Source organism: Weissella oryzae SG25 (assembly GCF_000691805.2).
Lineage (GTDB): Bacteria > Bacillota > Bacilli > Lactobacillales > Lactobacillaceae > Weissella > Weissella oryzae.
In genome coordinates this window covers 175,542-198,958 of the sequence record NZ_DF820484.1, presented here as the reverse complement: position 1 = coordinate 198,958, position 23,417 = coordinate 175,542, and the positions used below count along the sequence as shown (strand labels likewise).

Here is a 23,417-nt window from a genome sequence, read left to right as displayed (position 1 = left end):
GAGGACGAATTAAAATGCAAGAAATGAATGATTTTACATTTCAAAATACAACAGATTTGCGTTTTGGTCGCAATTTAATTGAGGATCAATTACGTGACGTAATTACCGGTTTTGGTAATAAGGTTTTGTTTGTCTATGGTGGTGGTTCAATTAAGCGCTCTGGTTTGTATGACCAAGTTATGCGCCTTTTGGCAGGAATGGACGTTATCGAATTAGCAGGTGTTGAGCCTAACCCTAAGATTGAAAGCGTGCGTGCCGGTCAAGAATTAGCCAAGCAACATGATATCGACGTTATCCTTGCCATTGGTGGTGGTTCAGTTATTGACGCTGCCAAGGTGATTGGTTCAGCCAAGTTCTATGATGGCGATCCTTGGGATTTAGTTGAAGATTCAGCTAAGCGCCAAACAATTGGTCAAGTACCGTTGGTTGATATTTTAACTCTATCTGCAACTGGTACAGAGATGAACAAAGGTTCTGTTATCTCAAACATGGCGGAGAATAAGAAGTTAGGAACGATGGGACCAAATACTCCCGCCGTTTCTTTCCTTGACCCTGCCAATACTTTGACTGTTTCTAAGTGGCAAACAGCTGCCGGTTCAATCGATATCTTCTCACATTTGACTGAGCAATACTTTGATCGTGCTTATACGCCAGTAACGGATAACATGATTGAAGGATTGATGCGGACAGTAATTGCGAATGCACCAATTGCCCTTGCACATCCAGATGATTATAATGCGCGTGGTGCCTTGATGTTCACATCTACAACTGCTTTGAACGGACTTGTAAGTTCTGGTAATGAGAATGGTTGGACTGTGCACCCAATTGAGCACGAATTGTCTGCTTACTATGATATTACACACGGTGTTGGTCTAGGTATTTTGACTCCACGTTGGATGAAGCAGGTCTTGGATGAAACCTCACAGGCAAAATTTGCAAAACTTGCCCGTAATGTTTGGGATATTCACGAAGATGATGACATGCTTGCAGCCAAGCAAGCAATCCAAGCAACCTATGATTGGGTTAAGAGCTTAGATGTGCCAACTGTTTTGCAAGATGTTAATATTCCTGATAACAGTAATTTCCAAGCAATGGCAGAATCAGCTGTTGCAGTTGGTAATTTGGATAAAGTTGCATATAAGAAACTCACACCAGCTGACGTTGTGGAACTCTTTGAGGCTTCAATGACAACTGAAGGTTTTGAATAAAATATAAAATAGCTATACCTCGGCAAAGTTCATGGCTGAGGTTTAGCTTTTTTTGTTTCACGTGAAACAAAGACAGTTATGATAATAAATAGGATAGTTATAGCTATGTTGGTTCAGTGATTGGTAAATATCTGTTAAAATGATAACAAATAAGTTGAGATTTATTTAGCGTTATAATTTTCAGAGACTTATTTTTTTGAGAATTGGATAAGTAATTATTGTTTTGAAATGGTTTAGCAAACGATTTTGACATTTTGGGGATTTAGCTGAGGTTAAATAATGTTAATAAGAATAGTGAAGCGGGATGATTATCAATCAATTCATGATTTAATTGTGGGTACATATAAAACTAATGACTCTGGTGAGTTATTGGTCGAAAAATTGCGCCAACAAGGTGACTATAATTGTCAATTAGAAATTATTGCTGTTGAGGATGAGCGAATAATTGGTCATGCTATGCTGTGTACTGCACAGGTAGAGGGAAATCAAGATGATGGAACTGTGCTTGCTTCAATTACGGTTAGTGACAACGTAGCTGAGGAAAAAGTTGGCCAGCGTTTAATTAAAGCCTTAGAGATGCGTGCATGCGCAGCAGGTTATACTTATATTGGTGTTTTGAGTCAAGCAGATTCTTATCTCAATTTTGGTTACGCACCAGCGGAAAATTATGGAATTGCTACGCAGAAAACAATGCAAAATGATTTGCTAATGATTAAAGAGTTAATTACGGGAGCTTTAAAGAATGTTCATGGAAAGCTTCGTTTTAACCGCGCTATAGAAGAAATGTCAGTGATTAATTAAGTGGGAGAGACGATATATAAGAGAGTGAGGGAAAATGGTTAAAGTAAGTGAACAAGATATATTTTTAGCGGCGCGCCGTGTATTAGCTGAGAAGGGATTTGAGAAAGCACGTCTCGCTGATGTTGCGCGCGAACTTTCGATTACTTCGGCAGCGCTTTATAAGCATTTTTCAGATAAAGATGATCTTTTTAAATCTGTTAATCAGAGCTGGCTCGATACAGTTGATCAGCCATTGCTCAAAAATGCGGTACGTTATCCGGAAGTTGAACGGATACAAGCACTCCATGATTGGTTGTGGGAATTAGTTTTGCGCCGTCGTAAGGCCTATCAAGACAATCATGAACTTATGAACTACTATGAGAATCGTTTAGCACAAGAGGGACAGCTTATTCCAGCACGGCTTATGGATTTTGCTAAAGCAGTTGAAACTATTATGGCTTGGAATACTTTTCGGCGGCAACGGGGTCTGACGATTATGCAAACTTTGACTTATTTCTATCATCCTTTTTTTGCTGATAAATGGGATGACAGCCTTTTACAGACGTTGTTTGAGTCAACTTGGTTGGAGTTGTTACCGATTGTTAAACAAGATTTGACTTTAGATGGGGAGTAGGAATTGTGACAGAATTAGTAGTAGATAAATTGGGGATGCGGTTTGAAAATTGGTTATTTAGGGATTTGTCTTTTACGTTGAAATCGCCAGATTGGCTAACCGTAGTTGGTAAATCTGGTAATGGTAAGACAATTATGTTAAAAGCCATAGCTGGGCTGATTGACTTGAGTGAAGGAGCGATACTGTTAGATGGTAAGCCACAAGATAGCTATGCCATCAGTGATTATCGACAAAATGTATCATACGTAACTCAGTCAGCCCGCTTGTTTGGGCAAACGGTACGAGATAATTTGGATTTACCATTTTTGATTCGTAATCTACAGCCAGATGTTGCCAAGCAAGAAGCCGGTTTACTTGAGATGGATTTACCAAAGGCGATGTTGAATCGTGAAATTAGTGAACTTTCAGGCGGACAAAGGCAACGGGTTGGGTTGTTACGAAATTTGTTATTTCCACCAAAAGTTTTATTGCTTGATGAAATTTCTACAGGATTAGACGAGGAAACTAAAACGGCGATTTGGCATGTGTTACGCCAATTACATGAGCGCGAGCAAAGCATTATTTTATCGGTAACGCATGATACGGAAGAGATTGCCCAAGCAAAACATTGTCTGCGAATTGAAGATGGTCGGGGGGTAATGAGCAATGAATGTTAATGTGAGCAACTCTTCATTAGCTTTGGCTTTTGTACTAGTGTTGATTTCACTGGCAATCAGTTATAAGCAAAAACTAAAGTTGGAAAAAGATACAATTGTTTCTGTTATTAGAGCAGTTATTCAATTAATAGCTGTCGGTTATCTTTTAATGATAATTTTCAAGGTAGATAACTTTATCGTAACGCTTTTGATGCAATTATTTATTGTTGTGAATGCTGCCTACAATGGTAAGAAAAGAGGCCAAGGAATCGATGGTGCTTTTTGGATTGCCTTAGGTGGCTTAATGTTATCAACCTTTTTGACAATGGGAATTTTATTGCTAACTGGCGTTTTAAAGATGGTACCTTACCAAATGATTCCAGTAACTGGAATGATTGCTGGAAATTCAATGGCGGCGATTGGCCTAGTGTTCCGCAGTTTGAAGCAACAATTTAAGGATCAAGCTGATCAGGTTTTTGAACGGTTAGCTTTAGGCGCCAACCCCAAATTAGCAGCGGGCGATATTTTCCGTGAAGCTATCCGCATTGGCATGCAGCCAACGATTGATTCAGTTCGTACATATGGACTTGTGTCCTTACCGGGAATGATGTCAGGATTAATTATGGCAGGTGTCGACCCAATTAAGGCGATTAAGTATCAAATTATGGTTGTGTTTATGTTATTAGCAGCGACGGGGATTGCTTCTGTCTGGGCGTCATACATGGCGTATAAGAAATTTTTCAACCAGCACTGGCAATTGCAGTTACCAAAGGAATCATAAAGTAAGAAAAGACACCGCAAAGAATGCGGTGCCTTTTTTAATCGGTAAATTTATAGGCATTTAAGAAATGCTCAATACGGGCTGTTGGGTGGTCAAAGAAATCAGTGGGTGTACCATCGAATTGAATTTGGCCGTCTTCTAAAAATAAGATTCGATCAGCTGCGGCACGGGCAAAGTCCATATTATGGGTGACGATTATCATCGTTTGGTCAGTCTTAGCAATTTGATTGAGTATATGCAAAATTTGTGCTTCGAGTTCAGGGTCAAGAGCACTGGTTGGTTCATCTAACAAAAGATACTTAGGTTTCATTGCTAGGGCGCGGGCAATTGCAACCCGCTGTGTTTGACCACCTGAAAGTTGGTAGGGATAACGATTGGCAGTATCAGCTAGACCAACCGCAGCTAAGAGTTTTAAGGCTTCCGCTTGTGCGGTGGCCTTGGGTTCCTTTAACACTTGAATCGGTGCCTCTGTGATGTTTTTAAGCACGCTTAGATGATCAAACATGCGTGGTTGTTGGAAAACCATCCCAGTTTGGCGCCGAGTCCATAACAACGTTTGCGTTGTGATTGGTTGGCTAAAATCGATAACTTGGTTGTCGAGAGTATAGATTCCACTATCAGGTTGCTCGAGGAGATTTAACGACCGTAGTAATGTTGACTTACCTGAGCCAGATGGGCCGACGATAACGGTTGTTTGATCTGATTGGAAGGTTACATTGATGTTTTCAAGTGCACGATGTTCAACGTATTGTTTGTTAATATTTTCAAGTTTGAGCATAATAAATTACCCCTCCGCCTTTATAAAACGATCGGCCCAACGTTGGATATAGCGTTGAGGAATTGACAAAATTGTGACAAAAAGTGCGTATAAAGCGGCGACTAGACTATACATTGGTAAGGTGTCGTAGCTAACTGCTGCTAGTTGTTGTGATAGATAGAACATCTCTACCAAGGTAACAACTGAAGCCAAAGATGTATCTTTGACTAAAGAAATAAATGAATTTGCTAGGGTTGGAATTGAGATGCGGGCAGCTTGTGGCAAAATAATACGCATGAAAATTTGCAAATCGGTCATACCTAAAGCTGCCGCTGCTTCTCGCTGGGTATCGGGAATTGATGAGATGGCTGCTCGAATTGCTTCAGAAGCATAAGCACCGGTATTCAATGATAAGACCCAAATTGCTGAAGCCCAAGCAGATGGTGATAACCAACTAATACCAAGTTTTGGTAGGCCGTAAAAGACGACAAAGAGTTGGACTAGCATGGGCGTTGAACGAAAAAGCCAGACGTAAAACCATGCTAAAAACTTGATTGCTTTCCAGATAAGTAGTTGGAAGCCTTGGCTATGTGGACGATAAGACCGCAATACGGCAACAATGGTTGCGATAAGAACCGCAAAGACAAATGAAATAAGGGCAAGGGGAATGGTGTATTTAATTCCAGCAACGATTAATTGCGGGGCATACTCTGCGATAAAAGAAAACATATATTTACTAGCTCCTGTAAAAAGACCAAAAGAAAACGCGTTAAGGTTTGAAAACAAGCCTAACGCGTGATTGTAGAAAGTATCGAATAGTGATTAATCAGCACCAAAACGACCTAACGCCAAAAACGCGTTAGGCTAACACAATATCCTAGATTATAATTATTGTGTACCATTTGTTTGCTCCTAAAGAATTAACTTAATGTGATTGTAGTGTTTTTGCACGGAACATGCAAGCGATTTAGGGATAAACTTTTTAAAAATTAGTATTTTTGACAAGTAGGTAAGTTTCATGTAAACTACGCTCAGAAATAGACGGAGGATGTTCAAATGGTTATGGTGTGTAATTACTAATCCTAAAATTTACAAGCGATGTTGACTTAGTATTCATGAATTTAGACTTATAATTTGTACTAAGATATAAAATGGAGCAGAGAAGATGAATACTTTTAAGAAAATTACAATTGCCGCAGTTGCACTAGGATTAGTTGGTTCAGGCCTTTTGGTTAGCAAGACTGTCTTTGCTGATAAGCAACAATCAAGCGAATTAAAGACAAAAGGTACTTTGACCGTTGGACTTGAAGGAACTTATAGTCCTTTTTCCTATGTTGGAAAGAATGGTAAACTAACTGGTTATGACGTTGATGTTGCAACCCAAGTAGCTAAGAAATTACATTTAAAAGTGAAATTTGTAGAGACTAAGTTTGACTCTTTGCCAGCAGGTTTGGATGCCAATAAATTTGATGTAATTTATAATGACATGGGGATTAACCCACAACGTCAAAAAAATTATAGCTTTGGTAGTCAATATCTATACACGAAGGGTGTATTGATTGTTAAGAAGGGCTCAACCTTAAAGGATCCAGCTAAAGTTAAGGGAGAAAAGTTAGCACAGTCAACTTCATCAAATTACGGAGTGACCGCACAAAAGTTAGGTGCAGATATTATTGCTTCACCTGGCTTTACAGAATCATTGGACTTAGTAGAATCTGGTAAAGCAGCCGGTACCTTTAATTCTGCTGATTCATGGGGTGTTTACAAGAAGGCTAATCCTAAGACTGATTTAGTTGCGATTGATGCTTCAAAGGTGCTACCAAAATCTGGTGCAGCGCCAATGTTGCGTAAAGATAATTCAGCGCTAGCTAAGAAGATTACGAAAGCGCAAAAGGCCTTGCAAAAGGACGGTACACTTAAGAAGTTATCAATTAAGTACTTCGGTAGTGATTTATCAAAAGAAAAGTAAATTAACGTTTTAACACCGTAGCCATTAATTAATAGGCTATGGTGTTTTTTGTTATACTTAGGTCAAAATCCAACAAAGGTGGTGTTGTAGCAATGACAATTCAAGCAATTCAAGTACAAGTTACCGGGCGTGTGCAGGGCGTTGGGTTCAGATATTTCGTTAAGCTAGAAGCCAAACGGTTAGGGCTAGTAGGTAGTGCAACGAATCAAGCAGATGGTTCGGTCTTGGCTTTAGCCCAAGGTGAAGAAACGGTTTTGGCTGATTTCATCGACTTTTTAACCCACCGACAACCAGCACCCTATGGCAGAGTAGACGCAGTGCAACAAAAGATTGTGGCAGTTAATCCGCAATTAACTAGGTTTGAAACGCATTGATCGGCTAATTTCACAAACTTTTTAGACTTATCCACAGTGTTGTGGATAAGTTCTGTAAGAAACTACTTTAGGCAAACTAAGGTAGTTTTTTTAAGGAAATATTGTTCGTGTTACAACCGTTACCGGTAAGGTAAAACCTAATACACTTGTGAATAAATTCATTTGCTTATATATCAACGTTTAATCAGGTCTGTTATAATGAATTTAGATTATTTGCGAGAAGTGGAGTGAAATTATGCTAAAAAAAGTCCAGGATTCAAAAATCCTGTTCTGGACCTTGGAGCTGTTAGCGCTAGCGGTCCTGGTTATCGTGGTTAGCCAGATGAATTTTATATTAGAACCAATTGGAAAATTCTTTTCATCAATTTTTATTCCAGTAATAATATCGGGCTTTTTAACCTATTTGTTGTTACCCTTTGTTCGATTACTAAAGAAAATAAAGCTTGGTAAGCGGTTGCGTATACCGCATTTATTGGCCGTCTTGATTGTTTTGGTAATCTTTTTAGTAATTTTAGTTATGGCATTTATTGTTTTGATTCCTAATTTAATTACGCAGGTTTCTCGGTTACTGGAGACAATCCCTTATTTGATGCAGCATCTTCAAAAATTAATTGAGGATGCTAGCCGTTGGCCTTGGGTTCGTGATTTTGGATTAAAAGATCATATTAATGATTTGCAAAAGCAGTTTTCAAGTTTTACTGGGGATATGGTCCAAGGTGCCGCCAATTCATTGGCAACTTTGATTGGTACAATGACAACGATTACGATTACCGCTGTAACAGTACCAGTTATGACTTTTTATATGCTTAATGATGGTAATAAGCTAGTGCCTTCAATTCAACGTTTTTTCCCAGCGCAGCGGCGGGACAATGTGGCCGATATTTTTGGTCGTTTAAACAAGACGATTTCACAATATATTACAGGGCAAGTAATTGAAATGGCCTTCGTTGGTTTCTTTACGACTATTGGTTATTTAATGATTGGTCAAAAATATGCACTCTTGTTAGGGGTAATCGCTGGAATTACTAATTTGATTCCCTATGTTGGTCCTTATATTGGGATTGTGCCAGCAATTTTTGTGGCAGCTTTCCAAGGCCCTTGGCAGGTAGTTTGGACAATTGTAGTTGTAATCATTGTGCAACAAGTTGATGGGAATTTGTTGTACCCACGAATAATGGGCGCTTCGTTAAAGATTCATCCATTAACCATTATTATTATTTTGTTGGCGGCTGGAAATATTGCCGGAATTGGTGGAATGATTTTAGCAATTCCAATGTATGCTATCGTGCGGACACTGGCGGTTTATGCTTGGGAATTATGGCATTTATCTGATCAGGATGTTAAACAAAGTTAAAATGCAAGAAAAAAACACCTAGCATCTTAGATGCTAGGTGTTTTTTGATGGAGTTACTCACCAGTATTATCAATACTCAATAGCGCTAACATTACGTAAATAATGTTTGAACGATTTGAATAGGCAATGTAGTAAGGATGCCAGGTTGTTGCAAACTTGTTCTTATAGCGTCTAAGGCCTTCAAATGAGTAGATACTTGACCCATAACGATAGACAATATTAGCAATCCGTTCACGCATGAAGCTCTGTCGATAAATCCCGACATTGGTAAGCGGAGCCATTCCTAGATTAAAAGTAGCAAATCCTTGGCTTTTAGCATAATCAAAAGTTTTAACAAATAACACATCCATAGTACCATTAGGCGAATTCTTAGTGAAACGCATCAAGTCGACCGCCATTTGGTTTTCACTTTTAGATGTCACAAGACTCGCAAAGGCCACAATGTTACCTTCAGGGCTCTTTAAGAGTGCGATACCATCACGCTGCAGATAGGACTCTTTGAAATAACCAAGGGAGAAGCCTTTTTCTTCACGACCATTTAACCATTCATCAGAAACGGCCTTTAAGTCGGCGATAAGTTTTTTGCTAAATGGCGGCTGAACAACCTCATATAGATATCCAGATTTATCAACCTTATTGTTGACACTGCGAATGTTGGCGAATTTCTTTCCAGCTAGCTTAAAGGTTGTAGTATCAACCCAAGCTTCCTCGCCAAGTTTAAAGAAATTATAGCCAAATTCATGAACTACCATGGCAATGTCTTGAGATATTTCATAAAATACTGGTCGATAGTTAAGTCGATCGGCTTCATCAATGAAGGCATTCAAAGCAGCCTGAAAGTCTTCAGACTTACCAAAGGGATTGCTCATAACAACAGCTTTGTCGTTAGCTAAGCGGAATTGGATTGCTACCGTATTAGCAGCCCCCTCACTTGGCCGGTAGTAATAAAAGCGTTTGTCACCTAGATAAGCCAAACTACTATAATGGTTATCACCTAAGGCTAAAACGGCATTGAGTTGATAATCATCAAGGGGTTCACCTAATTGAGTGATAGAACCCTTAAGAATTCGCAGCATAATAACCAAAATAATCCCTAATAGCATAATTGTAATGAAGCCGGTTAGCCACCACTCAAAGGAGGGAACTAAGAAGATATGATTTCTTTTTAAATGAAGATGGGCGGAAATTTCGGGCTGCTGGAGAATCCCAGTGACAATGTAGGCAATCAAGCTAGCCCCCATGATGATACTGTCAAAGGTCAATGCTTCCCAGCTATAAATAAATTGAGTTCGATAGTTCGTTTTATAAGTAACTACTAGAAGGACTAACAGGATATAAAAGACTAGTAATACCTGCCAAGCAAAGCCATCCAAGCTAACATATAGAATTGTCAAAAGTACAACAATTAGTGCGGGGATAACAGCGCGGCTGACCTTACTAGCAATTCCACGTCCGGAGAATAGTAGCAAAAAACCTAAAACGATAATTGGAAAATGACTAATCAAGTTCTGTGACCACGGCATTAGGTCTGCTGTAAAATCAAAATTATAGACCAGACCAGGTAAGGTACTGGCAATAATTAGGCCTAGGCCAGTTACATAGAGCATGAAAGTGGTTAGTGAGTGACCTAATGACATCAAGAGAGTTTCGGGCAGAGTATCAGGTCGAGCATCAATGTTAAACAATCCCATTGCCAAAGCAATGACAAGCGGGATGATGTAAACCGCTAGTCGATAAATTAGAACCCAGACAAAGGCGCTTGAACTTGCAAGTCCAATGCTGGATAGGCCAAAGACAATCATGACATCAAAAACACCCCAAGCACCTGGGACTAGAGTAATCGTTCCATAAGCCCGTGCGAGCACGAATAAAATAGCAATTGGAATTAAGGATCCGTCAGTAATTCCGCCAAACCAGCCAATTGAGATAAAAATAAAAATTTGTAAGGCACTTTCAAGAATTGATAGTGCGGTAATTTTCACACGTTCAATTTTAGTGAAGGCATCATTGATTTTTAGGCCACCAAAAATTGGGGTGATTAGCCAGCCAACGAAGGGTAAAAAGACTCCAAGGACGAGCCAATGAATATAGGGAAAGACACTGCCTAAATCATAATTAAAAAAGATTAAGAGCAGACTAATGATGGAAAAGAAACTGAGGCCAGTTAGCCGCCACCAGTACATATGACGACCAAGTCGATTAATCTCACTACGCTGATTACTGGCATATAAATTGTTACGTAAGACGGCACTTAGATAACCGGTAATTCCCATGTTTCGATTTATATTAGCCGCCGTCCAAGTGGCTGCCCAAAAAGATTGTTCTGAAAGGCCCTCGGCGCGGTTAAAACGCCGACGAAGTAAAAGATCATAGCCCAGTGGTACGCTTGCTAAGATTAAGCCGAAAAATATGACTAGAATTAAGCTATAAGTTGGAATTGTGTTGAATGTTTCAAGAAAGGCATTCTTAGGTAGGCGGGTGAAGAGTGAGCCAAATTCATAGATGCCAATAAAAGTCATTGAAATGATAAAAATTCGTCTAAAGAAGATAGATTTTTGTTTTATAAAATTAATCATGAATACCATTCTCCTTATTCAGAAATTGTTTGGTCAATTTTGTGAAATAGTGGGGGGCTGTAAAAATGACTAGATGACTGCGATTTGGTAGGACTAGTAATTTACTGTTAATTAGATGATTAGCAATGGTTTGTGTATGACTAGAGCTGATAAAATCATACTGACCAACGATAATTAAAGCGGGTTGCTTGATTTTTTCGAGGTCTTGCCAAGTGAGCTGTGGGGTCTCAAAGATAATATTTACTTGATTAATGCGGCGCTTTAGTCCTGGTAACCAGCGGACTAAATTCAATAGCCAAATTAGTAGTAGGGCTAGTATGCGGATTGGAAAAATAATACCTAAAAAGTTTAGATTAGGCGCTGCTAGAACTAAACTGATGGTTTTATTTGGAAAAAGGTAGGCAAACTTTAAAGCAACATTGGCACCATCACTATAGCCAACGATATTCCAAGCGTTAATTGATAAGTGGTCACATAATTCAACTAAATCGGATGTTAATTCTTTATAGGTAATATTTGCTTGTGTATTGCTTGATTTGCCATGACCACGGTCGTCATAGGTGATGACCCAGTAGTCAGAAACATAATCTTTTACATGTCGTCGAAAATTTTTTTGAGATCCACTGTTACCGTGGATAATTACTAAAGGCGGATTGGTGGGGTCACCATATGTACTATAGGCAATCCGACTCTTATCAGTTGTTTCAAATTCCATAATGAGCCTCGAGGGAAATGTTGTTACTTTTAGTATAGCATGGTGCTGTCTTTCTATCTAAAAGAGCTGAAATTAAGAACAGCCTGACTAAAAGTAAGTGATGTGTTAAAATAGAAAAAGCTAAATTAGTTATTAGGTGGGAGGCATGACGATGCGCAAAGAACATCCTTTTGATTTTGAAAAATGGAACCAATACTTAACAGGAGTTGCAGGACATCGGGTAGTTTGGAAAAGTGTAGACGATAGTTCCATGGAGCACCCACAATATGACCCACAAATGTATGAGCTCGCCAAGGCCTTTGAATGGTCAGATTACTATGATCGAAATTATGATCGGACTTTAAGACAGCATGACCATCGTGAGCTTTCTGAAGATCAATTGGAAGAATTAGCACGAACTAGCGATAATTTTCGTGATTTACGGGCGGTTGTTTCAGTGATTATTCACGGTGAAAGTCGTCTAGAGGGGATGTGGGCGGCAATGCTAGAAAAAGGCATCTTACTGCGCTTGTTAGTTCGTTTAGAAAAATTAACGCCTGGGGATTTTCCTGAGCAGTATTAAATTTATGGGATTTTATTTTAAGGCTTACTTTCTGCCAGAAAGTAAGCCTTTTTAATTTAAAAAGTTCGGTTATTTGTGACTATTTACTAGAATTATCATTAAAATTATCTCATAAAAAGTGTAGTTTACCTTGAAGCGATATGAGAAAAGTCTTAAACTAAGGAATACTGAAGTTTTAATGTACGAGATTGAAGGGAGTAATAAAGAGTATGGCTGAAGCAAAAAGGCCGACCCTTGAGCGAGGATTATCGCCACGCCATGTGGAAATGATTGCCTTGGGTGGGACAATTGGGACTGGTTTGTTTTTGGGGGCAGGAAGTTCAATCAAGATGGCTGGTCCAGCAATCCTAATTGTTTATATGGTTACAGGGCTATTCATGTTTTGGATGATGCGAGCCTTAGGTGAGTTACTGTTGACAGATACGAGCCAAACGACTTTCGTTGCCTTTATTGAGAAATATTTAGGGAAAAGGACGGGCTTTGTGATTGGCTGGACCTATTGGATTGGTTGGATTACCATTGCCATGGCGGAACTAACAGCGGCAGGAATTTACATGCGCTACTGGTTTCCATCGGTGCCAGTTTGGATTTGGGAAGTAGTTTTCTTAGCGGCGCTCTATAGTGTCAACATAATTGCAGTTGGACTCTTTGGTGAGATGGAATTTTGGTTTGCAATGATTAAAATTGTCGCCATTGTTGCAATGATTGTTACCGGGATTGTGATGGTGATTGGCCATTTTAAGACGGAAGCTGGGGTAACCGAAATTTCAAATCTTTGGCGTTTTGGTTTTGTAGCTAATCATGGGCATAATATGTTAGCAGCCTTTCAAATGGTATTTTTTGCTTTCTTAGGGATTGAATTTGTGGGTATGACTGCGGCGGAAGCTAAGGACCCACTTAAAACAATTCCAAATTCAATCAATAATATTATTTATCGAATTTTGATTTTCTACGTTGGCGCACTGATTGCAATTATGTCAATTCAACCTTGGATGGATTATAGTGCTAATCAATCACCATTCGTGCAAGTCTTTGCCGGTATTGGTATCACAGCAGCTGCCGGATTAATTAACTTTGTTGTTTTGACTGCAGCAGCTTCGTCTTTGAATTCATCATTATTTGCGACTGGACGAATGCTTTTTGCATTATCAGGAGCTAAGGGATATTTTGGTAAGTTAAACCGGCGAAATGTACCAATGCATGCAACTAATGTTTCGGTAATTTTGATTGCCTTGGCAGTTTTGGTCAATTATATTTTCCCAACAAATGCTTTTGAACTGATTACATCAGTTGCTTCAGCAGCCTTTATCGTAATTTATGCGATGCTAATGTTGGCTCATTTGAGATATCGGCATTCACAGGATTTTCTTAAGTCTGAGCAGCTATTTAAGATGCCAGGTGCTCCGGTAACGGATTACCTGACAATTGCCTTTTTAAGTGGGATTTTTGTGATTTTACTTTCACGTCAGGAAACACGTTTAACGACAATCTTAGCAATCATTTGGTTTATCGTCATGATTGCAGTTAGTTTCCGGGTTAAGAAGTTAAGATAATAATGTAAAATAAAGGTGGTAGGGTTTATGACTCGACCACCTTTATTCTTTGTAAAGGAAGTAAATAATAATGGAAAAATTCATTGAGCGCACGCTTGATTTTATACCTGCGCAAACAGCTTGGATAAAAAAACAATGGTTAGATGTCCCTTATATGGCTGCTGACGCCAAGTATCCGCAACGTCATACCTTAGACATCTATCTACCCAATGAAGGGGTGGGACCTTTTCCAACGATTATTGATGTTTTTGGTGGGGGTCTTTATTTTGGTAATAAAAGTTCTCATAAACTTGAACCAGCTTTAAAGCTATTAGCTAAGGGCTATGCAGTTGTAAGTCCTAATTATTCTCTGATATGGCAAGCGTCGTTTCCGCAACAGATCTTAGAGTTAAAAGCAGTCATCCGTTGGGTTAAGGCACATGCTCATGAGTATCAATTAGCAGAGAATCGTTTGGCATTGATGGGAGAGTCATCAGGAGCACACTTAGCCTTATTAACGGCTGTAACAGCTGACAGCGATAACTTTAGTAATCGCGAATTTGGTTTAAATCCCCAGCTATCCGAAAAGGTTCAAGCGGTAATTGTACTTTATGGTCCGTATGAATTTGATAAGTTTCAAGCACAATTTAAATCTAGTGGCGTTACGCCAAAATATCAAGAAACTGGGCAAGCTACCTCTTTTGAAGGACAGCTTTTTGGAGGAAAGGCCCCTGCTAGTCGGCCTGAATTAGTTGCGGCCTATAATCCAGTTAGCTATTTTAGTCATAAGATGCCACCAATTTTGGCTTTTGTGGGTAAGGCTGATCCAGTTGTACCTTATCAACAGACGGTTAATATGATGAAAAGTGCACAGCAATTTTTGGACCCAAAGCGTGCTAAAATAATAACACATGCAAATGGTGTACACGGTCCACATGATTATATGACACCTGAAGATACGGAGATAAAAGCAGAGTTTTTGCAGCGATGGTTATAGAGGGGGCAAAGATGGCATTATTTAAATTTTCCTTTTTTAGAGCGAAACCGCAAACTTTATTTTTTCAAATGCTAATTGACTGGTTATGGTGGTATGTTTTTCAACCACAAGGTTCATGGGCTGTTTTGATTTTTATTGCTTTTTTACCAGGGATGGATTTGATTTCTGCGGTGGGTTCATTTTGGAATTATATAAAAGCAAAACGATAAAAAGTTTCACGTGAAACAAAATAGCATGATTCGCATAGCAATTTAATTGCTATATGAATCATGCTATTTTTATGCATTAGGTTTTAGCTTTTCAGCTGCTTTAGCAGCCCATTGCCGGTCAAATTCCTTAAGAATTTCGCGAACCTCAGCGGTTGTTTTAGTTTCCATCAAGGCTAAGCGTAAGTCTGAAGCATAGGAGAAACTACGAACGTATATTTTGAAAAAGCGCTTTAACTTTTGGAAGTGCATTGGCCCGAATTTTTCAGTAAATTGGTCATACAAATCTAATTGAAGGCGTAATAGCGCTAATGTTTCATCAAGGGTATGGACAGTAGGCTCAACTTCAAAGGCAAACGGATTTTCAAAGATACCACGGCCAATCATAAATCCGTCGATTCCAGGGTGAAGGCGCGCCAATTCAAGACCAGCAGCACGATCTTTAATATCACCATTAAATTGAATCAAGGTATTAGGTGCGATTTCATCACGCATTTTGATGATTTCATCAATAAACTCATAGTGAGGCGCAACTTTTGACATTTCTTTTCTTGTTCGAAGGTGGACCGTCAAGACTTGCACATCTTGTTCGAGCAAGAAGGGAAGCCACGTTCGAAATGTTTCTAAATCGTTAAAGCCAAGGCGGGTTTTAACAGAAACTGGTAAACCGGCCGCCTTAGCACCCTGAATAACTTCTTTGGCTGAATCAAAGTGGCGAATCAAGTCAGAACCACCACCATTTTTAACAACCGTGCTATCTGGACACCCCATATTGATATCGATTGCTTCAAACCCGCGCTCACGTAAATCCAAGGCAGCCTTTGAGAAATCAATCTCGCGATTACCCCATAGTTGAACGATGGGTTTCTTTTCATCAGCAACATAAGCAAGGCGACCTTGTACCGTGAACTTGGCCTTGGGGTGAGAAATACTACGAGCGTTCGTGAATTCTGTATAGTAAGCATCCGGCTCAGCTGCTTTAGCGACTACCCGACGAAAAACTGTATCGGTAACAGCTTCCATTGGGGCGAGTGTGAAGAAAGGCGTTTGTGTCAATCCGTCAACTGGATGGACTTGCGCATCATCAACAACTTTTTGCCAGAAGGCAGATTTTGCTTTAATCATGGAAGTTCCTTTCGCAAAATAAAATTTGCTTATATTTTAAATAATTAGTTGAGTGGTGTAGTGAAAACACTTATTAATAAAAAGTTCAGCTACTAATATAAAGCTAATAGCTTTGATAAGCAAGCCGAAAGTATATTGGAAAATAAAAACCAGTTCCAGTGCTTAAGAATAATTTGCACTGATGAACTGGTTTTAAAAGTTAAGAATGCCTACTTAAAAATATTGTAAGCAATTGCTTCAGCATCTTGAAAGTTCTGATCGTTGATGTTGGGACGAGGGGCAGAGGTTGTAAACCAGTCCCATCCTTCTGTTGGTACACCCCAAATATACAGGCCAGCAATAATTTCACCATCTTGGTTGATAACTTGCTTACTTGACCGGTCCATTAAAGCAGTATTAAGAACAAAGGGTTGACCATTTGGATTAGCAAAGCTAGCGGGGCTTAGGATACCACGGTCACGTAAACTAGCGACTAGTGGATTACTAGCCTTAGCTAAACCATTACTAAATAAGCGGGCTTCAACTAGACTTTTTGCAGTCCAGTAACTACCACGATTATCATGAGCGATAAAAGCATTGTCTTTAACTTCGACTGCCAGACCCGGTCCGGTAACTGTTAGGACTTTGGCCTCAATTAAGGCAATCATTTGTTCAGTCCTTAGTAGTGGTGGGCCAACGGAGATAATTGAATTCCAAGGATTGAAGACCTTGAGGAATTGTTGGTAGTCATCACCGGTAAAATAGTTGGCTTCAATGACATGACGAATCGTGCTACGAACATCACGTAGAATATCAAAAGCACCGGCATAAGGAGCGTCAACATTACCTTTACTAGCATCACGAAGAGTCCAAATCAGGTAGCGTAACATTGCGGCGTTGTAGTCAATCTCTTTTGTTAAGCTGGCTACGGGATTTAATAAGTTAGGCCAATCTAAAATATATTCTTCTGGTAAATCAAAAGCACGCGCTGTTTGATTTAAATCATTGCTTGTTGTCAATGCTTCAATGAAGCTAGTGACATTAAATGGCCAAGTGACTGCTAAATCAGCAATGACATTTTGATAGTGTTTAAATTCAATTTCCTTTTGTAATAAGGCAAAAAACTGGTTAAAAGAAATATGGTCAGCATTAGTATGAGCAAGTTCATCTAAGTTTTCTTGTGTAAAGAAAGCTGGTTGGTAACTGTTAGAATCATTTTTTTGGTTAATTCCACGAGCGTGCATAGGCATACCAGAACGAGACCCAGCAATGATGTGCGGCTCAAAACCAGAGGGAATGTAGACTAATTTACCATTATCAGCTCGGACGAAACGCCCTTTTCGACCAATACTAAGTTTAGCCATATAATCAAAGAAACTAAGGCCTAGCCCACGTAAGATGACATCAGCCTTAGCTGGAATTTGATCCAAACTAGCTTCTGCGGGAAAGGTTGGTGGCAAATAAAGTAAATCATCATTGCTTTTTGCAGCTTGTGAGAAATTAATTTCCTCAGGATTTAGGTCTTGTTCAACTAGTCCCAAAGCCATGATTACTTGACTAGCTGGCACCTTAGTTTGATTAGCTAAGGTGAGTTCAAAACCAGCCTTAGTTTCGATAATATCAATTACGTTAGTTTTAATATGCTCGATTGTCAGATTTTTGGGTGCGGTCTGCACAATTTTTTCAAAGAACCATTCGGCATAGACCCCGAAAAGTGCACGTGAAACAAATCGATTGGGGCTAACTTGGGTTATTTCATCCAAAAAAGCCGTGGTATTTTGATAATTTTTTGCAAGAATATAGCTACGTCCATACTTAATTAACCATTCATAAAAGTTTGGCCCACTAAGCCAATTTTTAGTTGTATGCTTTACTGAATCATCAGTAAAAAGGGTTAATTGTTGTGTAACTGTATTCATCAAAAAAATAGGGTTTTGATTAGGTTGCCAAACACGACCACCAATTGGGGCAGAATCATAAATTTTAACATTAATTGGTTGGGTCGTCGTCTTAGCATTTGCGATTAGGCTTTCTAAGAGAACAAGATTGCGTGGCCCAGCCCCAACTAAAGCAATTTCCATAGACTAAATATCCCCCTGTAAGTCTTCTATTGAGTAGATACCAATATCTTTAACGTAAATAGCACCAGAGCGTTTAATGCCTTCGTTTTTGATTAAACCTTGCTTGGGGTAGCCGAAAGTGACAGTTGCTGCTGCACGAATGGCTGAACCCATAATTTCACCAGTTGTTGCATTTAGACCTGAAGGTACGTCAACAGAAACAACCGGGATATTGGCGGCGTTGACTCTTTTAATCATTTCAGCTAATTTAACTGGCACAGGCTTAGATAAACCAATACCAAAAAGTGCGTCAACCACTACAGAGTATTGGCGGAAGTCGCGAACCCGGCTTTGTGGCTCTAAACCATAGTTACGTGCAATTTTTAATTGGGTTGTTGTGCTTTGCGAAGCACGTTTTTCATCACCAACAACAAGCAAGTCAACTAAGATACCTTTTTGTGACAACAAACGGGCAACTGCCACACCGTCACCACCGTTATTACCTAGACCGGCAATAACTAAAACGTTTGATAGATCAAAATTACCAGCTCCAAGGACATCGGTGACGGCCAGCGCCGCACGTTCCATTAATACAAGCCCAGGGACACCAATTTCTTCAATGGTGTAACGGTCATATTGTTGCATCTCTTGAGCAGTTACAGCATGTACCATGCATAGCTCCTTTTCTATATATACATTATTTTTTTACGACAATCCTATTATAACATTAGGATCATTTAGCGATGAATTTAGCTTATGAAAATGCTAATAAAACATAAGTGCAATTATTTATGCTATCCTATTGTTAGGGTAAAAAAGTGAAAGGGAGCATGTTAATTATGGATGAAAGTCAGATTCCAGAGGATATGACGGCCGTAGCAGCCCGGGTACAAATGATGACAGATCGCGGTTTTCCCGTTTCAACGGATGATGTGATCAAAGAAACTTTGAAGGCTGGTTTACAGGCGATTGTTGATGAGCGAATGGAAGGTAATTACTATTATGTTCGTTGGGATGAGAAGTTTTGGGGGTTGGATGTATTAGACCTTGTTGATGAATTGGTTGGTCAAGTACAACCAATTAGCGAACAAGATAACTTTATCGACCAGTTCAAAGAGAATGCTGATCAAGTTTGGTTTTATTTTGACAAAGCCGCCGGTAACTTTATTGGACGGTAAATTAAAATATTTTATGGTACAACCTATTTAAGTTGATTTTAATTCCTAATATGTAATATAAACACTATTGATTTATGTTACTATTTTAAGTGGAAACATTTTTATTTAGATTTAAGGAGAAATTATTTTATGCGGAAGTATATTGCAGAGTTCATTGGAACACTATTACTTGTCCTTATGGGTACCGGTGCAGTTGTTTTTGCGGGTACTAGTTACGGTCCATTGCCAATCGCAATGGCCTTTGCCATCTCAGTTATTGCTGGAGCAGCAGCTCTTGGTAAAATCTCAGGTGCTCACTTTAATCCAGCTATCTCTTTGGGAGCGGCCATTGTTGGACGCATTACCTGGGTTGAATTCGCTGGTTATCTAGTATCACAATTCCTTGGTGGTATTGTGGCAACTGGAATTCTATTTGGCTTCATGAAAGCCTTTGGAGCTAAGGCTGCTACGATTGCTCAAGTTGGTTTCGGACAAACTTCATATACAGCATCTTTGAACTTCTTCTCAGCGGCTGGTATCGAGTTAGTTTTGACCTTCTTCTTGGTCTTGGTTGCTTTGATGACAACTGCTAAGCAAAATGCCGCTTTGGCTAACGTAGCGCCAGTTGCGATTGGTTTGGTTCTTGGTGGTTTGGTGATGATTGGTTTGTCATCAACTGGTGGTTCATTGAACCCAGCTCGTTCATTTGGACCAGCTTTGGGAATGGCTTTGGTTGGTTCAAGCACAGCTTTGGCTAACTACGCAGCATACCTAGTTGGACCTTTGCTTGGTGGTGCTTTGGCAGCCGTGGTTGCTAAGTACGGTCTTGGCTCAGAAGAATAATCGATTAATAAAAGGCAGCATTGCTAATAATGCTGCCTTTTTATTAACCGTTTTTACATGGAAAAGGGGGAAGTGAGATGCAAGCAGTTGAACTAAAGAAATTTGGTAGTGTCGATGTTTTAGAATCAGTAGAAAAAGTGCAACCTATTCTAAATTCAAAGCAAGTTTTAATCGCTAATCAGGCGGTGGCAATTGACCCTTATGATGTTAAATTTGTTGCCGGTCAGATGGGTGAAGCTGATAAGCTACCCTTGGTGCCTGGTTCGACGGTAGTTGGTAAAATTTTAGCGGTTGGTAGTGCGGTTAGTGCTTTTAAGGTTGGTGATCGCGTCGCCGCAACCCGACACCATCAAACTTATGCTCAAGAAGTTGCAGTCGGCCAATCAGCTTTGGCACTGGTGCCAAATGAGCTTAGTGATGAAATTGCTGCCGCAGCGAGTTTGGGTGGGGCAATGGGGTATCAGGCGATTAAGTATGATTTAGCGGTTCAAGCCGGAGAAAAAATCTTGATTCAAGGTGGTGCTGGTGCGGTTGGTTCAGTTGCAGTTCAAATGGCTCTTTTGGCTGGGGCAACCGTTTTTGCAACGGCATCACCAAAAGACTTTGCTTATCTAAAATCGTTGGGGCCAGTAACGCCAATTGATTATCAGAGTGATTATGAGCAGAATCTAAGTGATTTTGACGGTGTTTTAGATACAGTTGGTGGAGCTTTTTTGGTTAAGGCCGCTAAAGTTTTGCGCCCAGGTGGTAAGCTACGTACTTTACAAAATTTTGAAGCGAACCTTTTAGCTACTTATGAGCTTGACGCAACTAGCATTTTTCTTAAGGGCAAGGGAAAGGAACTAGCAGAATTATTGGCATTACTTGCGCAACAAACCGTTAAAATTCGCATTGGCACAGTACGGCCGTTCACACTTGGTAATTTGCGCTGGGCGCATCAAGCCATGCGAGACCATCAGGCGCCCGGCAAAATTGTACTAACTTTTGCCTGAAGTATTTTAACGATAAACTAGATTAACCGATACATTCAAATGCTTTAACTAAAAGTGCTTAGGTAGGCAATGGTTATGGCTAGTGAAGTTGAATGTGCTAGCTATGAATGCACTTTTATTAGAAAAAGATAAGAAAAAGCTTGCTTTAGTTGAATTTTAATGATAAAGTTCTAATTATTAAAGAAAAGGGAGTTTATCATTATGGATTATCGACATGGACTAAACAACATTACCTCCCGCTCAACCTCAGTTTAAATTGGTTGAGAATTTTTGAATGGAAATAAGGCTAAGATAAGCCACTCAACCATAATAATTACCATTAGGGCAATTATTGACGGGTTGGGTGGCTTTTTATTTTGTTTTACAGAAAAGGAGTTGGTTGAAATGGAGCAGCAAGGACAACATTTACGACGATCGATGGGTGTAATGACTGGTGTTTCGATTGTGATTGGTACAGTGATTGGTTCAGGAATCTTTTTTAAGCAAGCGGAAGTTCTAACAACCGCTGGTGGTACAACTGCTGGCTTACTTGCTTGGATTATTGGTGGGCTAATTACATTAGCAGCTGGTTTAACAATTGCTGAAGTTGGTGCCAGGATTCCTGAAACTGGTGGTTTGTATGTTTATGTTACACGATTATATGGTAAGTTTTGGGGCTTTTTAACAGGGTGGACACAGGTTGCAATCTACGCCCCTGGCATCGTTGCAGCTTTGGCAACATATTTTGCATTATTGTTTGCTAACTTTTTTGGCATTTCAACAACCTATGTACCCTGGATTGCCTTAATTACAATCTTCTTAGTTACTGGCATGAATTCATTAGAAAATCGGATTCCTTCAGCTTTTCAGATTTTAACGACTAGTATTAAATTAATTCCAATCGCTGGTTTAATTATTTTCGGTTTGTTTTTTGGTAAGGAACATGTTCTTAACCACGTCATAACAACCGCTGCGGGCGGTTCAACATCAGGCAATATTGGTATGGCAGTTTTGGCAACCCTTTTTGCTTACGATGGTTGGGCTACTTTGACAAATCTTGGTGGTGAACTTAAAAATCCACGCCGGACTATTCCACGTTCAATTATCATTGGTGTCTTGGTCGTCATGTTAGCCTACGTTGGTGTGTCTTACGGTGTATATCGCTCATTACCGGCGAATGAAATTGTGCGTCTTGGCGATAATGTGCCTTATAAGGTAGCCATGACCGCTTTTGGAAATCTAGGTGGTCGCTTACTTTCAATTGGTATCATGGTTTCAATGTTAGGAACCCTTAATGGTAAAATGTTGGCCTTCCCAAGAATGATTTTTGCCATGGCCGAAGATGGTGTTATGCCAAAATCATTTAAGAAGCTTAATCGTTACCAAGAGCCCTACATGGCTTTATGGATTACAGCGGTATTGGGCGCAGCCCTCGGCTTTACGGCGGCTGCTAACTGGCTTTCAGATATGGTGGTCTTTATAATCTGGGTATTCTACTTAGCAGTCTTCTTCGGGGTCTTTAAACTACGCAAGCAAGCAAAACAAGCTGGTTTGCTCAATGACCCGGAAATTTTCCAAGTACCTTTGTATCCAATCGTACCTTTGGTCGCAATTTTTGGGGCTCTCTTCATTGAAATTAACACGCTCTTATCAGAATTTACGATGGTACTTACTTCATTTGTCTTTGTTTTAATTGGTGTACCAATTTATTTCTACTACATGAAAAAGCAAGCTAATCGGCAATAAATAATTTAGTACTGCTTTTCTAGATATAATTAAAAATTTAAACTAATATACTTTAGCCGTTTGAAATTTATTTCAAGCGGTTTTTTTGTTCTACTTGTTTTTATCAGCCACTAAGAGTTGTTAGATGGGTACAACTTTGACGACTTCCATGTGCTCTGAGGTAAATATCCAATGATTATTTATTTTACTAATATAATTTGAATTTGTTGATTATTGTAATAAGTCTCCTAGTTATTTAAAGCTTCAATTGTTGTTTGGTATGGTGAATGTTTTTGAGGATTTTGTTTATCAAAATTTTTAGCTGTATCACCTAAACCAAATATTCTGGGTAATATATTTTGAATAACTTAGTGGTTCTCTTGGTCAACTTAAGATTATTTCCTATTTTTATATAGAACTTAAGTGGTTTAACATTTATTGTGAATTTTCTCTCAATTATTGTGTTTATTTTCACAT

General features: G+C 39.4%; 23 protein-coding genes. 16 read left to right on the top strand and 7 right to left on the bottom strand.

From position 1 onward, the window contains the following. Positions 1-23: 23 nt before the first annotated feature. The 5 genes from TT13_RS01060 to TT13_RS01040 all read left to right on the top strand — a co-directional run bounded on the left by TT13_RS01060 (position 24) and on the right by TT13_RS01040 (position 4,038). Positions 24-1,208, top strand: coding sequence for an iron-containing alcohol dehydrogenase (locus tag TT13_RS01060; RefSeq protein WP_027698256.1), 1,185 nt, complete (start codon positions 24-26; stop codon positions 1,206-1,208). A gap of 279 nt (positions 1,209-1,487) precedes the next feature. Beyond that, the gene (locus TT13_RS01055) at positions 1,488-2,009 is read left to right on the top strand and encodes a GNAT family N-acetyltransferase (RefSeq protein ID WP_082816154.1); all 522 of its coding nucleotides are present in this window, start codon (positions 1,488-1,490) and stop codon (positions 2,007-2,009) included. Positions 2,010-2,043: 34 nt separating this feature from the next. Beyond that, positions 2,044-2,622, top strand: a complete 579-nt coding sequence (locus TT13_RS01050; protein WP_027698254.1) for a TetR/AcrR family transcriptional regulator — start codon at positions 2,044-2,046, stop codon at positions 2,620-2,622. Between the two features lie 5 nt (positions 2,623-2,627). Then, entirely contained in the window at positions 2,628-3,278 is a 651-nt protein-coding gene (locus TT13_RS01045) for an ABC transporter ATP-binding protein (RefSeq protein ID WP_027698253.1), read from the top strand. Further along, the gene (locus TT13_RS01040; protein WP_027698252.1) at positions 3,268-4,038 is read left to right on the top strand and encodes an ABC transporter permease; all 771 of its coding nucleotides are present in this window, start codon (positions 3,268-3,270) and stop codon (positions 4,036-4,038) included. Before TT13_RS01045 ends, TT13_RS01040 begins: the two co-directional genes overlap by 11 nt. A 37-nt stretch (positions 4,039-4,075) precedes the next feature. On the opposite strand, the gene TT13_RS01035 is transcribed toward TT13_RS01040, so the two are convergent. After that, positions 4,076-4,816 carry an amino acid ABC transporter ATP-binding protein gene (locus tag TT13_RS01035; RefSeq protein WP_027698251.1) on the bottom strand — a complete coding sequence of 247 codons (741 nt, stop codon included), beginning with the start codon at positions 4,814-4,816 and terminating at the stop codon, positions 4,076-4,078. Between the two features lie 6 nt (positions 4,817-4,822). Then, complete coding sequence (locus TT13_RS01030; protein WP_027698250.1) at positions 4,823-5,524, bottom strand: amino acid ABC transporter permease; 702 nt, start codon at positions 5,522-5,524, stop codon at positions 4,823-4,825. Between the two features lie 436 nt (positions 5,525-5,960). Here TT13_RS01030 and TT13_RS01025 point away from each other — a divergent pair, with 436 nt between their 5' ends. From TT13_RS01025 to TT13_RS01015, 3 genes are all read left to right on the top strand, one after another. Then, positions 5,961-6,764 (top strand): transporter substrate-binding domain-containing protein, encoded by an 804-nt coding sequence (locus TT13_RS01025; protein WP_027698249.1) that lies wholly within the window; start codon positions 5,961-5,963, stop codon positions 6,762-6,764. 92 nt (positions 6,765-6,856) lie between these two features. After that, the gene (locus tag TT13_RS01020) at positions 6,857-7,138 is read left to right on the top strand and encodes an acylphosphatase (protein WP_045476286.1); all 282 of its coding nucleotides are present in this window, start codon (positions 6,857-6,859) and stop codon (positions 7,136-7,138) included. Positions 7,139-7,373: 235 nt separating this feature from the next. Next, positions 7,374-8,492, top strand: coding sequence for an AI-2E family transporter (locus TT13_RS01015; RefSeq protein WP_027698247.1), 1,119 nt, complete (start codon positions 7,374-7,376; stop codon positions 8,490-8,492). Positions 8,493-8,545: 53 nt separating this feature from the next. On the opposite strand, the gene mprF is transcribed toward TT13_RS01015, so the two are convergent. Next, entirely contained in the window at positions 8,546-11,068 is a 2,523-nt protein-coding gene (gene mprF / locus TT13_RS01010) for a bifunctional lysylphosphatidylglycerol flippase/synthetase MprF (protein WP_052348498.1), read from the bottom strand. After that, on the bottom strand, positions 11,061-11,783 hold the full coding sequence (locus TT13_RS01005; protein WP_027698245.1) for an alpha/beta fold hydrolase: 723 nt from the start codon (positions 11,781-11,783) through the stop codon (positions 11,061-11,063). Before TT13_RS01005 ends, mprF begins: the two co-directional genes overlap by 8 nt. A gap of 145 nt (positions 11,784-11,928) precedes the next feature. Here TT13_RS01005 and TT13_RS01000 point away from each other — a divergent pair, with 145 nt between their 5' ends. The 4 genes from TT13_RS01000 to TT13_RS00985 all read left to right on the top strand — a co-directional run bounded on the left by TT13_RS01000 (position 11,929) and on the right by TT13_RS00985 (position 15,083). Continuing rightward, positions 11,929-12,345, top strand: a complete 417-nt coding sequence (locus tag TT13_RS01000) for a DUF6508 domain-containing protein (protein WP_242868503.1) — start codon at positions 11,929-11,931, stop codon at positions 12,343-12,345. Positions 12,346-12,554: 209 nt separating this feature from the next. Continuing rightward, positions 12,555-13,898, top strand: a complete 1,344-nt coding sequence (locus TT13_RS00995; RefSeq protein WP_027698243.1) for an amino acid permease — start codon at positions 12,555-12,557, stop codon at positions 13,896-13,898. A gap of 70 nt (positions 13,899-13,968) precedes the next feature. Continuing rightward, positions 13,969-14,874 carry an alpha/beta hydrolase gene (locus TT13_RS00990; protein ID WP_027698242.1) on the top strand — a complete coding sequence of 302 codons (906 nt, stop codon included), beginning with the start codon at positions 13,969-13,971 and terminating at the stop codon, positions 14,872-14,874. An 11-nt stretch (positions 14,875-14,885) separates the two neighbouring features. Beyond that, positions 14,886-15,083 carry a hypothetical protein gene (locus TT13_RS00985; RefSeq protein ID WP_045476282.1) on the top strand — a complete coding sequence of 66 codons (198 nt, stop codon included), beginning with the start codon at positions 14,886-14,888 and terminating at the stop codon, positions 15,081-15,083. A 69-nt stretch (positions 15,084-15,152) separates the two neighbouring features. Here TT13_RS00985 and TT13_RS00980 read toward each other — a convergent pair whose 3' ends face one another. The 3 genes from TT13_RS00980 to TT13_RS00970 form a co-directional block, all read right to left on the bottom strand. Beyond that, positions 15,153-16,205, bottom strand: a complete 1,053-nt coding sequence (locus TT13_RS00980; protein WP_027698240.1) for a tRNA dihydrouridine synthase — start codon at positions 16,203-16,205, stop codon at positions 15,153-15,155. A gap of 209 nt (positions 16,206-16,414) precedes the next feature. Next, entirely contained in the window at positions 16,415-18,265 is a 1,851-nt protein-coding gene (locus tag TT13_RS00975; protein WP_027698239.1) for an FAD/NAD(P)-binding protein, read from the bottom strand. Between the two features lie 3 nt (positions 18,266-18,268). Then, positions 18,269-18,916, bottom strand: coding sequence for an NAD(P)H-hydrate epimerase (locus tag TT13_RS00970; RefSeq protein ID WP_027698238.1), 648 nt, complete (start codon positions 18,914-18,916; stop codon positions 18,269-18,271). Between the two features lie 167 nt (positions 18,917-19,083). On the opposite strand from TT13_RS00970, the gene TT13_RS00965 reads away from it, so the two are divergent. The 4 genes from TT13_RS00965 to TT13_RS00950 all read left to right on the top strand — a co-directional run bounded on the left by TT13_RS00965 (position 19,084) and on the right by TT13_RS00950 (position 22,961). After that, positions 19,084-19,422, top strand: a complete 339-nt coding sequence (locus TT13_RS00965) for a hypothetical protein (RefSeq protein ID WP_027698237.1) — start codon at positions 19,084-19,086, stop codon at positions 19,420-19,422. A 48-nt stretch (positions 19,423-19,470) separates the two neighbouring features. Further along, positions 19,471-20,244: an MIP/aquaporin family protein gene (locus tag TT13_RS00960; protein ID WP_340147917.1), complete on the top strand. Its 774-nt coding sequence runs from the start codon at positions 19,471-19,473 to the stop codon at positions 20,242-20,244. Between the two features lie 77 nt (positions 20,245-20,321). Continuing rightward, a complete protein-coding gene (locus TT13_RS00955; RefSeq protein WP_027698235.1) occupies positions 20,322-21,236 on the top strand; it encodes an NADP-dependent oxidoreductase in 915 nt (304 codons plus the stop codon). 384 nt (positions 21,237-21,620) lie between these two features. Continuing rightward, the gene (locus TT13_RS00950; protein ID WP_027698234.1) at positions 21,621-22,961 is read left to right on the top strand and encodes an APC family permease; all 1,341 of its coding nucleotides are present in this window, start codon (positions 21,621-21,623) and stop codon (positions 22,959-22,961) included. Positions 22,962-23,417: the final 456 nt, after the last annotated feature.

What these genes read in the sequence shown, in the direction of transcription:
- TT13_RS01060 (WP_027698256.1), top strand. Translation starts at nt 24, where the DNA reads ATGAATGATTTTACATTTCAAAATACAACAGATTTGCGTTTTGGTCGC.
- TT13_RS01055 (WP_082816154.1), top strand. Translation starts at nt 1,488, where the DNA reads ATGTTAATAAGAATAGTGAAGCGGGATGATTATCAATCAATTCATGAT.
- TT13_RS01050 (WP_027698254.1), top strand. Translation starts at nt 2,044, where the DNA reads ATGGTTAAAGTAAGTGAACAAGATATATTTTTAGCGGCGCGCCGTGTA.
- TT13_RS01040 (WP_027698252.1), top strand. Translation starts at nt 3,268, where the DNA reads ATGAATGTTAATGTGAGCAACTCTTCATTAGCTTTGGCTTTTGTACTA.
- TT13_RS01035 (WP_027698251.1), bottom strand. Translation starts at nt 4,816, where the DNA reads ATGCTCAAACTTGAAAATATTAACAAACAATACGTTGAACATCGTGCA.
- TT13_RS01030 (WP_027698250.1), bottom strand. Translation starts at nt 5,524, where the DNA reads ATGTTTTCTTTTATCGCAGAGTATGCCCCGCAATTAATCGTTGCTGGA.
- TT13_RS01025 (WP_027698249.1), top strand. Translation starts at nt 5,961, where the DNA reads ATGAATACTTTTAAGAAAATTACAATTGCCGCAGTTGCACTAGGATTA.
- TT13_RS01020 (WP_045476286.1), top strand. Translation starts at nt 6,857, where the DNA reads ATGACAATTCAAGCAATTCAAGTACAAGTTACCGGGCGTGTGCAGGGC.
- TT13_RS01015 (WP_027698247.1), top strand. Translation starts at nt 7,374, where the DNA reads ATGCTAAAAAAAGTCCAGGATTCAAAAATCCTGTTCTGGACCTTGGAG.
- mprF (WP_052348498.1), bottom strand. Translation starts at nt 11,068, where the DNA reads ATGATTAATTTTATAAAACAAAAATCTATCTTCTTTAGACGAATTTTT.
- TT13_RS01005 (WP_027698245.1), bottom strand. Translation starts at nt 11,783, where the DNA reads ATGGAATTTGAAACAACTGATAAGAGTCGGATTGCCTATAGTACATAT.
- TT13_RS01000 (WP_242868503.1), top strand. Translation starts at nt 11,929, where the DNA reads ATGACGATGCGCAAAGAACATCCTTTTGATTTTGAAAAATGGAACCAA.
- TT13_RS00995 (WP_027698243.1), top strand. Translation starts at nt 12,555, where the DNA reads ATGGCTGAAGCAAAAAGGCCGACCCTTGAGCGAGGATTATCGCCACGC.
- TT13_RS00990 (WP_027698242.1), top strand. Translation starts at nt 13,969, where the DNA reads ATGGAAAAATTCATTGAGCGCACGCTTGATTTTATACCTGCGCAAACA.
- TT13_RS00985 (WP_045476282.1), top strand. Translation starts at nt 14,886, where the DNA reads ATGGCATTATTTAAATTTTCCTTTTTTAGAGCGAAACCGCAAACTTTA.
- TT13_RS00980 (WP_027698240.1), bottom strand. Translation starts at nt 16,205, where the DNA reads ATGATTAAAGCAAAATCTGCCTTCTGGCAAAAAGTTGTTGATGATGCG.
- TT13_RS00975 (WP_027698239.1), bottom strand. Translation starts at nt 18,265, where the DNA reads ATGGAAATTGCTTTAGTTGGGGCTGGGCCACGCAATCTTGTTCTCTTA.
- TT13_RS00970 (WP_027698238.1), bottom strand. Translation starts at nt 18,916, where the DNA reads ATGGTACATGCTGTAACTGCTCAAGAGATGCAACAATATGACCGTTAC.
- TT13_RS00965 (WP_027698237.1), top strand. Translation starts at nt 19,084, where the DNA reads ATGGATGAAAGTCAGATTCCAGAGGATATGACGGCCGTAGCAGCCCGG.
- TT13_RS00955 (WP_027698235.1), top strand. Translation starts at nt 20,322, where the DNA reads ATGCAAGCAGTTGAACTAAAGAAATTTGGTAGTGTCGATGTTTTAGAA.
- TT13_RS00950 (WP_027698234.1), top strand. Translation starts at nt 21,621, where the DNA reads ATGGAGCAGCAAGGACAACATTTACGACGATCGATGGGTGTAATGACT.